Raw genomic sequence first — 14,148 nt, forward strand, 5'->3', positions numbered from 1 at the left:
GTCACCTGTCCACACTGAGGTCGGAAGCGGAGGTTGAGGGCGGGTCGTCGCCGTCCAGAGCCGGGGCTTCGCAGCGCACCAGCTGCACCGGCGTCGTGCCGAGCTTGCGGTGGAGCATCAGTGCCCGGCCGCGGTTGCGCCGGGCCGAGCGGTGGCCCCACACAGCGCTCTCCTCCCTGGGCATGCTCATCAGCAGTCCCGGGAAGTTCAGCTCCCGCATCCGGGACAGCACCGGGTCTCCGGTGGCGCGCCCCGCTCCGCCTGCCTGTCGCGTCACATACAGGTGCAGTCCGACGGCGCGGGCCTGCGGCAGGAACTCGACGAGCTGTTTGAGCGGGTTGCCGGCCGAGGTCGCCACCAGGTCGTAGTCGTCTACGAGGAGGTAGATCTCGGGCCCCGACCACCAGGAGCGGTCGCGCAGTTGTTCCGGGGTGACGTCGGGGCCCGGCAGCCGCTCCCGGAGACCGGCGACCAGGCCGGCCACCACCTCGATGGACGTGTCGTGGTTGGTGGTGTAGCCGAGCACGCTGTCCCCGGAGAACTCACGGAGCATGGTCATGCGGTAGTCGAAGATGACGAGTTTGGCCTGCGACGGCTGCCAGGTGTCGATGACCTGATGACCCACCGCCCGCAGCAGGGAGGTCTTCCCCGTCTCGCTCTCCCCCAGGGCGATCAGCCCGTGGTCTTCTCCGGGCCGGAGGACGACCGGCTCCAGTCTGTTGCCCTCCACCCCGATGACCACGCCCTTGCCCTCGCCGTCGTCCGTCCGCTCCTCGGCGGCAGGTACTTCTGCCAGGGAGTACTGGGTCGGCAGCAGCCGCACCCTGGAGGCGGGGGCGCCCTGCCACGCGTCGCCCACCTGCCGTACGAGATCGGCGACACCGTCCGCCAGCCCGGCGTCCGAGCGTTCCCCGTCCAGGCGTGGCACGGCGGTCAGGAAGTGCAGCTTCTCCTTCGTGACTCCCCGGCCGGGCTTGCCGGCCGGGACGGTGCGCTGGGCCTTGCGGTCCACCTCGGAGTCGAGCGCGTCGCCGAGCTTCAGCTCCACCCTGGTGCCGATCAGGTCGCGCAGCCCCATGCGCATGTCCAGCCAGCGATTGCCGGAGACGACGAGGTGGATGCCGTAGGTCAGCATGCGTCCGGCCACGCCCATCAGGGCCTCCTCCAGCTCCGGGAAGCTCTGGCGCAGCACCTGCCAGCCGTCCACCACCAGGAACACATCGCCGAACGGGTCCTTGAAGCGGTCCTCGCCCGCTCGTGTGTCCGCGCGCAGGGCACGGTAGTCGGCCATGGAGTCCACGCCGATCCCCCGGAAGCGCAGTTCACGCTCTTCCAGCACCTCCAGCACCTCGGCCACCGTACGGTTGACGACTTCCGCGTCCAGCCGCCCCGCGACACCGCCGACATGGGGCAGCCCGGACAGGGCGAAGAGCGTGCCGCTGAAGTCGAGGCAGTAGAACTGCACCTCGCGCGGGGTGTGCCGCAGAGCCAGCGAGGCAATGAGAGTGCGCAGGGCCGTCGACTTGCCGCTGCGCGGTCCCCCGACGACCGCGACATGCCCGCCGGCGCCCGACAGATCCAGCGTCAGCGGCTCGCGCCGCTGGTGGAAGGGCCGGTCGACGGAACCGATCAGAGCGTGCAGCTGCGGCCTGCCGGGCGCCGCGCCCAGCCCACGGCTCTCCCGCACGGCGAGGTCACCGTACAGGCCGTCGAGGGTGTCGGGCTCCTCCAGCGGCGGCAGCCACACCTGGTGCGCCTGCGGGCCCTGCACCTCCATCTGCTCGGCCATCACGCTGAGGACCGTGGTGTTCAGCTCCTCGTCCGCGCCGAACTCGTCGTCGGCCAGGACCGGCTGCGGCTCCGGCTCGCGCAGTCCCGCCGGCACGGGCACATATCCGCTGGGGAAGGGCCGCACATCGCCGGGGCCGCTCAGCGTGGCGCCATCGCCTTCCTCAGCGGTGCGGTAGGCGCCGGAGACGTAGGCGGCGCGGAAGCGCTTGAGGGTGGTGGTGTCCGTCTTCAGGTAGCCGTGCCCCGGCGCGGAAGGCAGGTGGTGGGCGTCGGGGACGCCGATGGCGGTGCGGCTCTCCTGCTCGGAGAAGGTGCGCAACCCGATGCGGTACGACAGGTGCGCCTCCAGACCACGCAGCCGTCCCTCGTCCAGCCGCTGCGAGGCGAGCAGCAGGTGCAGCCCCAGGGAGCGGCCCAACCGTCCCATCTGCACGAACAGATCGGCGAAGTCCGGTTTTTGGGCGAGCAGTTCGGAGAACTCGTCCACGACGACGAACAGGCTGGGCAGCGGCGGCAGCGCGGCCCCACGCTGCCGGGCTCGCTCGTAGTCCCGTACGGACACCAGGTTCCCGGCGTCCCGGAGCACCTCCTGCCGGCGGTTCATCTCACCCGCGAGGGCCTCCCGCATCCGGTCCACGAGGCTGAGGTCGTCCTCCAGGTTGGTGATCACGGCGGCGACGTGCGGCAGTTCGGACATCCCCGCGAAGGTGGCGCCGCCCTTGAAGTCGACGAGGACGAAGTTGAGCTGCTCGGAGGAGTGCGTGGCGGCCATTGCCAGCACAAGCGTGCGCAGCAGCTCCGACTTGCCGGAACCGGTCGCGCCGACCAGCAGCCCGTGTGGGCCCATACCGTTCTGCGCGGACTCCTTGATGTCCAGCTCCAGCGGGCCGCCCTCGGCCGAGAGGCCGAGGGGCGTCTTGAGCCGGTCCCGCATCGGGCGGGCCCGCCACAGGGTGTCCAGGTCGAGGCGTCCCGCGTCGCGGATGCCCAGCAGCCCCGGCAGCGAGGTGTCGGCCGTCCCCAGGTCCTCGCTGCGTACGGTGGCGGCGTCCAGCCGGAACCCGGACAGCTGCTGGGCCAGTGCCTCGGCCTCGGGCACCGACAGGGTGTCCGCGGTGCCGAGGTCGTCGCTGCTCTCCCCCGTGAGCACCCGCAGCGCCCCGTCTGTGACATCGAGACGTACCCCGTGTGCCTCGGTGAGAGTTGCCGCCTGGCCGTCCAGGTCGAGGACGGTGACACCCTGCATGCCGTTCGGGTCGAGCAGCGCCTCCGAGCCCATGACCAGCCCGCCGTCGAGCACGACGAGAAGGTGCGGCAGGTCGGGGTCGGCCTCGGCGTCACGGCTGAAGCGGGTGCGGCGGCTCAGCTCGCTGCCGAGCAGGTCCTCCAGTCCGGCGAGGCTGCTGTGCACCATGCGCACCGGGCCCGCGTGGTCGAGCTCGTCCGGGTGGTGCGCGTGCGGGAGCCACTTCACCCAGCCCCAGTCCGCGCCGTCGGGTTCGCGCGCACAGATCAGGACCCGCATGTCCCGGGGGGCGTGGAAGGTGGCGGCGTGCGCGATGAGGGCACGGAGCAGACCGCGGCACTCGGCCGGGTCCCCGGACACCGCGAGGGAGGCGAAGCGACGCAGCGCCACCTGCACCGGCAGCCCGGGGAGGACGGAGTGGGCATCGATGAAGTGCTTGAGCGCGACGGCGCTGAGCGGGTCCAGGTCCTCGACCGGCGCGGACTCCCCCGGCACCAGCGGGGTGGCCAGATACCGGGGGCCGACGCCGATGCGTGCCACGCCGAAGTCGTCGTCGCCCGCGCGCCGCTCCCACAGCCGCCGGCCGTCAGCCACGGCCCACAGCGCGTGCGGCACCGGGGCGGACCAGACCAGAGCGTCCCGCTGCGCCTGCGCCGTCCGGCGCACCTCGGCACGGGTGCGGTCCAGGTAGCGCAGATACTCGCGCCGCTCGCTCTGCGCCTGCCCCTTGGTACTGCCGCGCTGCCGCAGGAGGGAACCGACGACCATGGCGAGGGACGAGACCAGGAACATGGTGCCGACGACATATCCGATGGGCCCGCGTCCCATCGTCAGCATGTACATCACCGAGCCGAGCCCGCTGAGCGCCGGGAGCGCGGTGAGCCACACATTGCTGTTCGGGTCGGGCCGCGGCAGCTCCGGCGGGGCCTTCAACACGACCTCGCCCTCGGGGACGGAGGGCTGGGGGGCGCGCGGAGGGCGGCGGAAGGTGACGGTGGTCATTCGCCGACCCCCCGCCTGCCCTCCTGGTAGGCGGCGTGATCCGCGAGGTAGCCGTGCTCCTCCTCCAGGTCGGTGAGTTCACCGTCGGCGGCGTCGGTGACGGCGTCCCGCTCGCGGGCCCGGTCCCCGTCGGTCACCTCTTCGTCGGTCCTGGCCCGGTCGTCCTCTTCGAGGGTGGGGACATCGGCGTCGCCCATCCCGTCGTAGCCGGCGTCCCTGGCGGCGCGGGCGATGATCTGCCGCGGGTAGATGTCCCCTCGCAGGTCGTTGTGGTACTTGAGTTCGTCGGCGGGCTCCTGCGGTACGTCGGTCAGGTTGCGTACGGCCTCCATACCGAGGGCCACCCCGAAGCCGGTCGGCTTGGGAGCGAGGCCCGCGACGGCGTTCGCTCCGGCGAGCATGGAGGTCTTCAGATCCGACCTGCGCAGCCCGTCACCTTCAACGGCCTCGTAAGCCCTGTCCACGTAGCCGCTGACACGCATGACGGCGTTGTTCGTATCGTGGACGGGGCCACCGCCCTCCCCGGCGTCGGAGAACGCCCCGTGAGCGGTGTTGTACTGCCACTCCCCGAGGTCCCTGCCGAACTGCTGGGCGACGTCCTCGTCCGTCGTCACCATCAGCTCGAAGAGGCCGTCGTGATGCGATTTGGACAGTTTGAAACCGTGGTCGTACGTCTCACCGAACACCTCCACGCCAGGAACGGGCCCGGAGGATCCGGACGTGGGGTTGTAGGCGAGCAGGTCCATGTACTTGACGGCGGTCTCCCCGATGGCACCGTGCATCGCGCTGGTGTCCGCGCGCGGGCCCTCGTTCACCGACCTGAGATGCTCGTAGTTGGCGCCGGTGCTTTCCAGGACGTTTCCGGCTGCCGCGAAATAGGGCTCGGCGGCCTCGCTGTTGTGGTCCACGCCCTCGGGCAGTGTGGTGCCCGCCCGGATCAGGTCGGCGACCCCGTCGGACCCCTGCCATTCGCGCACCAGGACGTCATGCGTGAGGTCCATGTCCGAGAGCATGTTCGCCGACGCCTCCTCGTTGCGTGAGGCGGCTGTCAGGAGACCGTCCACACCGTCGACCTCCAGCCACGGATAGGGATCGCTGCCCATCTCGGCCACGCTGTTCGATCCGTTGTGCCGGGTGATGTCCGCGTTCTTCTCCTCGATCACCCGTTGCACGTCGAGGGCCGAGTTCACCATGCTCCGGCTGAAGGCGTCACCGGACGCGACCGTCGCATGCGACATGAGGTTCCCGAAGTTCCCGTGGTCCTGAACAGCGCTGCGCAGCCCGCTGCCCGGCCACGTCCCCATGTCGTCGAGCTTCTGGTCGTAGCCGTAGACGAATTCCTTCATGCCGGGCGGCATGGGGGCTCCGGTACCCGGGTCGCTGCCGCCGACGGCTTCGTTCATGGAGGCGTTGATGCCGTTCGCCACGGCCTCCTGGACGGCGAGCAACGGATCCTCGAAGGTGTATTCCTCGCCGACCGGTGGACGCGGGGGATTCATGGCCCCCAGCGTGGCGAGGGAATCCGCCGTGAGGTGCTGGAGGAATTCCTGGGTGTACTCGTCGAGCTGTGAGGTGTTCGCATCGAAGTCCTCGCGGACGTTCCCGTCCGCGTCGAACATGTCGTCCACGGCGGAACCGAGTCCGCTGCTGTACCGCTCCAGCGCGCTGGAGCTGGGGTTCTCCTTCTCCAGCTCCTCGTTCAACCTGCTGCCGTTGTACGCCGCCATTTCCTCGGTGTGCCAGAGCCGCAGCGGTCCCTCGGACGTGTCGTAGCCCGCGTCTTCGAGTTCGACGGCCAACTCGCCCATGTCCCGGCGGTACTTCTCGATGACGTCCTTGATGTCGCCGTCCGCCTCTTCGGCGGCCTCGACCGCCTGGTCCAGATAGATCTTGCGGATCGCTGCGACCAGTTCGTACGGCGGGACCCAGCCGCCCTGGCCGCGGGCGGCCTCGTACTCGACGTAGTCGTAGACCACTTTCGGTGCGATGGACGGGTCGGGGGCGAGCGGGTGCCCGGCGGGGCGCGTGCTGCTCGACGCGGGCATCTGCAGCACCCATACGCAGTTGTCGTAGTCGTTCTTCGCATCGTCGCTCAGGTCCTCGATGCGCTGGTCGAGGCCGCTGCCGTAGCCGCCGCCGCCGTCGATGACCTGCTCGTTCTCGTCCTCGGCGCCCAGCGCGAAGCCCATCCCCTTGAGGATGTTGCCGACCACCGTGTCCATCTGCGCGCCGTTGTTGCCGAGGTCGTTCGCGGTGAGGGTGTCGCGCTGCTCCTTCTCCAGCAGCTCCGCACCGTTCAGCGAGCCCGAATCGGCGCTCTGCTCGGACGCCAGTCGCGCCAGCTCACCGGCCGACCCGGCCTCGCCTGCCGCGATGGCGTACTGCACCGCGGTATCCGCCATGTCCTCGGTGCTGACCTCGTCCGAGAAGTCCTGCCGACGCTGCCACGGGTCCTTGTCGGTCATCTCTTTGACGTCCGACTTGCCGAACTCGACGCCTGCTCCCACCGCGTGGCCCCTTTTCTCCTCGCCTGCTTCCCGTCGGCTCACATACCTTCGGCGACGCCACGTGAGACGACGCTCTGCCCGGCCGCGTCGGTCGGGCCGGCGGCCCGTATCGCGCGGTCGGCCGCGGTGTCGGTCCCCTCCCCCAGCTCGGCGACCTGGTGGTCGGCGGCGCTCATCGTGTCTCTGTCCTCGGCGGCCCGCCCCGCGCTGCCCGCCTGCCGGTCGCTGTTACCGTTCAGCGCGTTCACGTACGCGTCGGCGCCGCCGAAGCGGGCCGGTGACGCGTCCACGCCCCGGAGGTACCGGCGGGCCTCCTCGGCCGCGTCGGCGGATCTGGTGCTGGTCCTGCCGCCCTCGCGCCATCCGTCGGGCGTGTACTCAAGTCCCTCGTCCACTGCCATGCCGTCTGCTCCGGTGTCGTCGGTACGGTCTCGATGTCGGTGTGCCCGGATGCCGGGCTTGCCCTCCGCGCTCCGGCAGGACGGTGCTTGGGCCTGCCGGAGCCGGGGTGCCGAGCCCTCAGCACCCCCCTTACTCACCCAGCACGCCCCGACCGGCCCTACGCGCGCTGCACCACGCCCGGTCCGGCTCCTTGCCGGAGCCGTCGGCGGCGGAGCGCGACCCCGTTCCGGAATCGCGCCGCTCTCGCCGGTCTCCCCCCTTGCCTGTACGCGCCGCCCCCTGGGCGCCGCCCGCAGCAGGGGCCGGACCGGCGAGGCGATGGCGGGCCGAGGCGTCGGCCGCGCGGGCGCGCCAGGTGTCGGGAGACTCCCCGAACAGCCGGGGCCGGGTCCTGGACGCGGCGGCCGCCCCCCGCGCGGTCGCCGCTGCCTGGGACCCCGCTCCGGGCGGAGGCAGATACGGCCGCCCTCCCTGGGCCGCCTCCCGGGCGGCGAAGCGGTTGGCCACCTCCGCCTTGTGCGCGAGGTTGCCCGCAGCCTGCCGGGCCAGTTGGGGCTGGGCCGGTCCGGTATGGGCGAGGCTGGGCGGCAGGACGCCGCCGTACAGCCCCGCGAAGCCGCTGCCCTGCGGGGCCGGGCCTCCCCCGACCGCCACCAGGCCGACCCCGCCGGCTCCCGCCAGAGCGCCGGGTCCCCCACCGAGCCCCGCCAGCCGGGTGGCGTAGTCGGTGACCTCTCCGAACGGCCGCCCCGTCAGCGGGTCGATCCAGCGCCCGGAGACGGGGTCGAACTCCCGCCCGGTCGCCGGATCGACCAGGAAGCCGGTGTTGGGGCTGCGGACCCAGCCCGCGAAGTCACCGCCGTCGACGCCGACGACCGAGGAGTAGGGGTAGGCGTCGGTACCGATGGCCGCCCCGTTGGCGGCGAGGTGGGTGGGAGCGTCGGTGCTGCCGCCCGCGGTGGCTGCGGAACCGCCACCCGCGCCCACCGGCCCCGCACCGCCCCCCGGCACCCCGCCACCCGCCGCCGCACCCACCTCCGGCGCCGGGGGCGCGTTGCCGCCGATGACCTCACCGAAGACGGCGACGAGCGTGTCCCGTTCGCTCTCGGCTTCCCCGCGCAGTTCCTCGATCCGGGAGCCGTGCATGGCCAGGGCCTTGTCGGCCTGGAGCGTGACGGCCCCGTTCCCTCCCGAAGTGGCGTCCTGTTCCTTGCCCGCGCGGGCCTCCACCTCATTCCGGTACTCAAGCAGGAGGCTCTGGGCCCGTTCGGCGGCCATGGACGACGCCTCTCCCGCGTTCTGGAGCTGGCGGCTCACGGACATGGCCAGTGCGGCCGCGCCGTCTCCCCAGCCGCCGACGCCGCCCAGCCGGTCGGCCAGCTCGACCAGCCCGATACCGGGCTCGGCGGCTGTCTCGGCGGCGATACCGTTGAGGCTGTCGCTGCTCCCGGTCGCGGCACCGGCCAGCGCCGTCCACGCACCCGCCGCAGCCTTCATGGCGTAGTCGTTGGCACTGAGGATCACATCGATCGTCCTGTGGAAGTCGTCGGCCACGGCGGCTCACTCCAGCTCGTACTGAGCACCGCCGTGCGCACGCGCGGCGGCAGCGGCCATGCTGTTCTGCAGGGCGGCCTCTTCGTCGGTCATGTCCGCGATATCCGCCACCGTGCCCGCGTTGCCGACGATGTTCTCCACCGAGATCCCGGCCCGTTCCAGTTCGTCGAGCATGCCGCGGGCCGCCCCGCGCAGCGCTTCCTCGGCGTCCGCCCCGTTCGGTACCTTGCCGAAGATCCCGGCGGGCGAGGCGATACTGAGGAAGGTCGCCTTCAGCAATCCGAGCCCTTCCAGCCCCGCCAAGCGGGCCTGCGTATTGCGCGAGGCGTCGGCGTTGTAGTGCTCGGTGCCACCCGTTCCCTCCATGGCGTGGTCTCCCCCGTTGTCGTCCTGTGCTCGCCACCGGCTCGTCCGTCGCCTTCGCGTACACCGTGCGTACGCCCGACGTGTTGTGCGCAGTGAACGCGGCTACGCACCGCACGCGGTCACATACTCGCGGCCCGGCGCATCGCTGCACCGCCCTCGGCGGCGATGTCGCGGGTGTTGCCCACCGCCACGTTCTGCAAGCCCAAGTCGTCGACGTAGCGCTCGACGCTCTTCTTGTACTGCTCGTTACGGTCGCTCAGGACCATCGCGAGCCCCTCGTCGATCTGCCCCTCGGGGAAGAGCGCCGCGATCCTGGTCATCACGTCGCCCCAGATGGCGTTGCACTCCTCGACCTGCTGCCTGCCGACGCTCTGTACGTCGCTGAGCCCCACATCGCTGAACTGGTAGTGCCCGTCCGACCCCATGTGCTCTCTCCCCTGTTGTCGTGTCGCCCCCGCGCCGCAGGCACCGCCGAGGTCCCGCCGCACCGGCCTGGTCGGCTGTCAGGCCCGCATGCCGCTCTGTACGCCGGATGCCGTTCCGCCGGCGGCCGCCTGCTGTATCGCCTGGTTGGCGCGTTGGTCGGTCTCGTGGCCGTGCTCGCCGGTGAGGTTGAGGTCGCTCTTGAGCCCTTCCAGCGCATCGCTCAACGCCGTGCCTGCGCCGGCGAGGTTGCTGTAGCTGTCCATCGCGGTGGCGGTGCCGCTGCCCTTGTACGCCACGGCGATCTGCTCCCCCTGGTTGCCGACCGCCTTGGCGGAGGTACTCATCCGTTCGAAGGCGTCGTCGACGATGCCCTCGATCCCTTTGACCGCTTCGGTGCTGATGTTGACGTCGTAGTCACCGGACATGCCCGCTCCCCGTGCTGGCCCGAACCCGCCTGCAAGTACGTTCCAGACGTTACGGGCCGGCGGTAGCAACTCCGTAGCACTCGCGTAGCGCTGCTCGGCCGACGAGCGATTCGACTCCCTCCGTCCGGTCGGGAGCAGCCGAGCCGTGCTGTAGGTCACGGGGGGCGGACAGCACGGCCCCGGACGGCAGGCGTGAGCCGCTACCGGAGGATTCAGGCCGCCGTCGACGAGAGTGTCGTGCTGGACGGGCTGGGGGCGCCCGCGCCCCCCGACCACACCGCGCTCCCAGGCACAGCCCTGCTCCACCGCCCGGACACAAACCGACGGACCAGCGTCCCGGAAAGCCGTCTCCAAGATCGTCCGCTCAGCCGGCGATGCCACCGCCACACTCCAGCAGGCCAAGCCACAGGACAAAGCCGAGCTCTACAGCCAGCTCGGGCTCCAGCTCACCTACGCCTCGAACAAAGCCACAGTCCTCGCCGAGATCACACCCGGCACCGGAAACAGCAAATCCCCACGGCATATAGGCAACCGTGGGGATTTGGTACGTGTCCGAGGGGGGACTCGAACCCCCACGCCCGATAAAGGGCACTAGCACCTCAAGCTAGCGCGTCTACCATTCCGCCACCCGGACCGGGCCGCGCCACGGAGCTGGGCTGTCGTGGCGACGGCCGTAACGATACCAAGGGTTGGGAGTGCTTCTCACCTGGGTTTCCTGGCACTCCGCACCTTTTGTCACGAATGTCGTGGAATATGCCTCACGGCTCCTCGAGGAACGGCGTCACCGGTGGCGCCTGCCGCGCAGGTAGGCGGCCGAGCGGCGGGCCGAGGTGAAGGAGCCGGCGGGGTTGGCGTCGGGGTCGACGGCGTCGTCGCGCTCCATCAGCCAGTGGTGGTCGGTGCGGCGGCCCCGGTGGCGTCTGAGGACGGTGCCGATGAAGTGCTCGTAGTCGATGTCGCCGTCGCCGACGTCGACCATGTGGTAGCCGTCCGGTGACGCTTCGTCGTGCTCGCCGTCCTTGACGTGGAAGAGGGGGTAGCGGTGCGGGGCCGCCAGTACGTAGTCGAGCGGGTCGAAGGGGGCCGGGGTGCCGTCGGGGCGGACGCTGAAGCGGTGCTGTCCGGCGTAGGCCCAGTAGATGTCCATCTCCAGGTGGACCAGTTCCGGATCGGTCTCGGCGAGCAGCACGTCGTAGAGGCGCACGTGCGGCTTGTCCTCGGCGAAGCCGAACTCCATCTGGTGGTTGTGCTGGTAGAAGGTCAGCCCGCGGGCGCGTGCCGCCGCGCCGTAGGTGTTGAAGTCCTCGGCGGCGCGCTTCCAGCCGTCCACGGTGCGGCCGTAGCGGTCGGGGCTGGCCGCGGTTCCCACGTGGGGCAGCCCGAGGGCTGCCGCGTCGTCGACGACCTTCTCCAGTTGGGTGGCGAAGGTGTAGGCGTCGGGGTCGGCGGAGTAGTAGCCGACGTGGCTGCCGATGCCGCGCAGGCCGTGCTCCCGCATGAGGCGCTTGAGCTGCCGGAGGGTGAGGTCGCCGGTGCCCTGGGTGTAGCCGGCGAACTCGACCGAGTCGTAGCCGTAGCGCTCCAGCTCCCGGAAGACGGGGCCGAAGCCGAGCTGCTGGACCTGATCGCGGAGGGTGTAGAGCTGGATGCCCAGTTTGCCCCGCGGGACGATCGGGCGGCAGCCCCGGTGGTCCGCCGCCTCGGCGGACTGCGGTGCGGCGGCGGCGGGGCGTGCTCCCAGCAGGGTGGCGGCGGTGGCGCCCGCGGCGACGCCGAGGAAGCCGCGGCGGCGCAGCCTGCGGTGGAGTTCGGCGTACTGCGGGTCGGCTGACGGGCTGCTCATGAGGCGTCTCCCAGTGCGAGGTCGAGAAGCAGGCGTTTCACTTCGGTGGCGGGGAAGGCGGCGGCCGGCCCGTTCCGCCCGCGGTCGCCGAGCGCGTCGGCGCGTGAGCAGAGGAGCAGGGGGCCGTCCTCGGTCCGGTCCGGGAGCCGTCCGTGGCTGCCCCGGATCGGAGTGGGGTCGAGGGGGACGACGGCCATGCGGTAGCGCATGCCGGTCTTCTTGCGGGCCAGCGCGGCGGCGGCGCGGAGTTTGACGTAGGGGTCGTTCGGGTCCATGAACAGCTCGACGGGGTCGTAGCCGGGCTTCCGGTGGATCTCCACGAGCTGTGCGAAGTCGGGGGCGCGGCGATCGTCCAGCCAGTAGTAGTAGGTGAACCAGGCGTCGGGTTCGGCCACGGCGACGAGTTCGCCGGAGCGGGGGTGGTCCAGGCCGGCCTCCTTCTTCCCGGTCTCGTCCAGGAGCTGTTCCAGGCCGGGCAGTCCGGCCAGTGCCGCGCGGGTGGCGGGCAGGTCGGCGGGGTCGCGGACGTAGACGTGGGCGAGCTGGTGGTCGGCGACGGCGAAGGCGCGGGAGGTCCACGGGTCCAGGTACTCCATGCCGTCCTGGGTGTGCACTTCCAGGAGTCCGGCGCGGCGCAGCACGCGGTTGATGTCGACGTGCCGGCGCACCCGGGTGATGCCGTACTCGGAGAGGGCGACGACGGTGCGGCCCTCGGCGTGCGCGTCGGCGAGCAGTGGGGCGAGGGCGGCGTCCACGTCGGCGGCGGCGCGGTGGGCGCGCGGGTCGTCGGGGCCGTGGCGCTGGAGGTCGTAGTCGAGGTGGGGGACGTAGCACAGTGCGAGGTCGGGGTGGCGGGTGCGCAGGATGTGGCGGGTGGCGTCGATGATCCACTGCGAAGAGGTCAGGTTCGCGCCTGGGCCCCAGAAGGTGAAGAGCGGGAAGTCGCCGAGTTCGGCGACGAGTTCGTCGTGCAGGGCCGGGGGCCGGGTGTAGCAGTCGGGTTCCTTGCGGCCGTCGGCGTAGTAGACGGGGCGGGGGGTGACGGTCCAGTCGGTGTCCGCGCCCATCGCGTACCACCAGCAGATGTTGGCCACCGTGTAGCCGGGCTGCCGGGCGCGGGCCGCGTGCCAGAGTTTCTCGCCGCCGACCAGCGCGTTGTGCTGCCGCCACAGCAGTACGTCACCGAGTTCGCGGAAGTACCAGCCGTTGCCGACGATGCCGTGCCGGGCGGGGAGTTCCCCGGTGAGGAAGGTGGACTGTGCGGCACAGGTGACGGCGGGCAGGACGGTGCCGAGGGGGGCCTGCGCGCCGTCCCGGGCCAGGGCGCGCAGGTGAGGCATGTGGGTCAGCAGTGCGGGGGTCAGCCCGACGACGTCGATGACCAGCAGCGGGGTGCTCACGGCAGCTCCTTGAGGCCGAGACCGGTCAGCAGGTCGCGGGCGGTGGACAGTTCGGCGGCCAGGCCGTCGGCGAGCTGGGCGCGGGTGGTGGGGCGCAGTGCCATCGGAAGGGCCTGCCAGGTGTAGGTCTCCACCTCCAGGTGCCGGGTCAGCGGAGTGGGGCCGCCGACCAGGTGGGCGAGGGTCTCGCCGAGGACGTCGGTGGTGGCGGTCAGCGGTGGGTCGAGGGGAGCGTGCAGCGGTACGTGGAAGTGGGAGCGCCAGGGCCCGCCGGTGGGCAGCGCTCCGGGGGCCAGGGCCCGGTCGAGGTCGTCGGTGGCCCGGAGCGTTCCGTCCGGGGTGCGGGCGCGGGTCTGGTGCAGGAAGCGGGGTTCGGCGAACTCGGCGAGGGCGGCGCGCACTTCGGGGCGGTCCGGGTGCTCTGCGTGCAGCGCGGCGGAGAGCTGGGACTTGACCACGGGCAGGCCGGCCTCGGCGAGCCCGGCCAGCGCTTTGGCGGGGTCCTCGAAGGCGGTGGCCAGGTGGCAGGTGTCCAGGCAGCCGCCGATCCGGTGCGCGGGCGGGCCGTCCTCCCCGCCGAGTGCCTGGATCAGGTCGGCTGTGGTCTCCACCGTGCAGCCGGGCTCGGGTTCCAGTCCGACGCGGATGGAGCGGCCCGTCAGCTCCTCCAGCGCGTCCAGCCGGGCGGCGAGGGTGTGCAGCCGGGTCAGCGCGCGGTGCCGGGCCTCGGCGTCGAAGCCGGTGCGCCAGGCGAGCGGGAGGGTGGAGACGCTGCCTTCGCGGACGTCGTCCGGCAGCAGTGCGGCCAGCAGCCGGGCCAGGTCGGTGGTGTGCTCCAGGCGGGCGTCGTCGGTCCAGTCGGGCCGGTAGACGCGGTACTTGACGTGTTCGTTGCCGAAGCCCTGGTAGGGGAAGCCGTTGAGGGTGACGACCTCCAGGCCGGCGCGGTCGAGTCCGGAGCGCAGCCGCCGGACGGCCGCGGGGTCGTCGGTGAGGGTGCGGGCGGCGTCGCGGGCGAGCCACAGGCCGATGCCGAGCCGGTCCCGGTGCAGTCTGCGGCGTACGGGCTCGGCGTACGCGGTGAGTTGCTCCAGCACGCCGTCGAGTTGTTCGGCGGCGTGGACGTTGGTGCAGTAGGCGAGGTGGACCGTGGTGCCGTCGGGGTGCCGGAATCGCATGGCCGCGC

The 14,148-nt window shown here is 71.5% G+C and carries 10 protein-coding genes and 1 tRNA gene; all 11 read right to left on the reverse strand.

What is annotated here, in order from left to right; translation table 11 throughout:
- Position 1: 1 nt before the first annotated feature.
- A complete protein-coding gene (gene eccCa, locus P2424_RS19980) occupies positions 2–4,039 on the reverse strand; it encodes a type VII secretion protein EccCa (RefSeq protein ID WP_276477122.1) in 4,038 nt (1,345 codons plus the stop codon).
- Positions 4,036–6,546 (reverse strand): hypothetical protein, encoded by a 2,511-nt coding sequence (locus tag P2424_RS19985; RefSeq protein ID WP_276477123.1) that lies wholly within the window; start codon positions 6,544–6,546, stop codon positions 4,036–4,038. Before P2424_RS19985 ends, eccCa begins: the two co-directional genes overlap by 4 nt.
- A gap of 38 nt (positions 6,547–6,584) precedes the next feature.
- Positions 6,585–6,947, reverse strand: a complete 363-nt coding sequence (locus P2424_RS19990; RefSeq protein ID WP_276477124.1) for a hypothetical protein — start codon at positions 6,945–6,947, stop codon at positions 6,585–6,587.
- Positions 6,948–7,077: 130 nt separating this feature from the next.
- Complete coding sequence (locus tag P2424_RS19995; protein ID WP_276477126.1) at positions 7,078–8,502, reverse strand: hypothetical protein; 1,425 nt, start codon at positions 8,500–8,502, stop codon at positions 7,078–7,080.
- A 6-nt stretch (positions 8,503–8,508) separates the two neighbouring features.
- Positions 8,509–8,868 (reverse strand): hypothetical protein, encoded by a 360-nt coding sequence (locus P2424_RS20000; protein ID WP_276477127.1) that lies wholly within the window; start codon positions 8,866–8,868, stop codon positions 8,509–8,511.
- Positions 8,869–8,987: 119 nt separating this feature from the next.
- Entirely contained in the window at positions 8,988–9,293 is a 306-nt protein-coding gene (locus P2424_RS20005; RefSeq protein WP_276477128.1) for a hypothetical protein, read from the reverse strand.
- Between the two features lie 78 nt (positions 9,294–9,371).
- A complete protein-coding gene (locus P2424_RS20010; protein WP_276477129.1) occupies positions 9,372–9,719 on the reverse strand; it encodes an aliphatic sulfonate ABC transporter substrate-binding protein in 348 nt (115 codons plus the stop codon).
- 549 nt (positions 9,720–10,268) lie between these two features.
- Positions 10,269–10,353, reverse strand: a tRNA-Leu gene (locus P2424_RS20015).
- 147 nt (positions 10,354–10,500) lie between these two features.
- Positions 10,501–11,562 (reverse strand): sugar phosphate isomerase/epimerase, encoded by a 1,062-nt coding sequence (locus tag P2424_RS20020; protein ID WP_276477130.1) that lies wholly within the window; start codon positions 11,560–11,562, stop codon positions 10,501–10,503.
- On the reverse strand, positions 11,559–12,962 hold the full coding sequence (locus tag P2424_RS20025) for a nucleotide pyrophosphatase/phosphodiesterase family protein (protein ID WP_276477132.1): 1,404 nt from the start codon (positions 12,960–12,962) through the stop codon (positions 11,559–11,561). Before P2424_RS20025 ends, P2424_RS20020 begins: the two co-directional genes overlap by 4 nt.
- Complete coding sequence (gene eboE / locus P2424_RS20030) at positions 12,959–14,140, reverse strand: metabolite traffic protein EboE (RefSeq protein ID WP_276477134.1); 1,182 nt, start codon at positions 14,138–14,140, stop codon at positions 12,959–12,961. The genes P2424_RS20025 and eboE overlap by 4 nt, the downstream gene beginning before the upstream one ends.
- Positions 14,141–14,148 lie beyond the last annotated feature (8 nt).

This window comes from Streptomyces sp. WMMB303 (genome assembly GCF_029351045.1).
Classification (GTDB): Bacteria; Actinomycetota; Actinomycetes; order Streptomycetales; family Streptomycetaceae; genus Streptomyces.

Excerpts from the sequence above, each read along its gene's own strand:
- eccCa (WP_276477122.1), bottom strand. The coding sequence starts at position 4,039 with ATGACCACCGTCACCTTCCGCCGCCCTCCGCGCGCCCCCCAGCCCTCC.
- P2424_RS19990 (WP_276477124.1), bottom strand. The coding sequence starts at position 6,947 with ATGGCAGTGGACGAGGGACTTGAGTACACGCCCGACGGATGGCGCGAG.
- P2424_RS20000 (WP_276477127.1), bottom strand. The coding sequence starts at position 8,868 with ATGGAGGGAACGGGTGGCACCGAGCACTACAACGCCGACGCCTCGCGC.
- P2424_RS20005 (WP_276477128.1), bottom strand. The coding sequence starts at position 9,293 with ATGGGGTCGGACGGGCACTACCAGTTCAGCGATGTGGGGCTCAGCGAC.
- P2424_RS20010 (WP_276477129.1), bottom strand. The coding sequence starts at position 9,719 with ATGTCCGGTGACTACGACGTCAACATCAGCACCGAAGCGGTCAAAGGG.
- P2424_RS20020 (WP_276477130.1), bottom strand. The coding sequence starts at position 11,562 with ATGAGCAGCCCGTCAGCCGACCCGCAGTACGCCGAACTCCACCGCAGG.
- eboE (WP_276477134.1), bottom strand. The coding sequence starts at position 14,140 with ATGCGATTCCGGCACCCCGACGGCACCACGGTCCACCTCGCCTACTGC.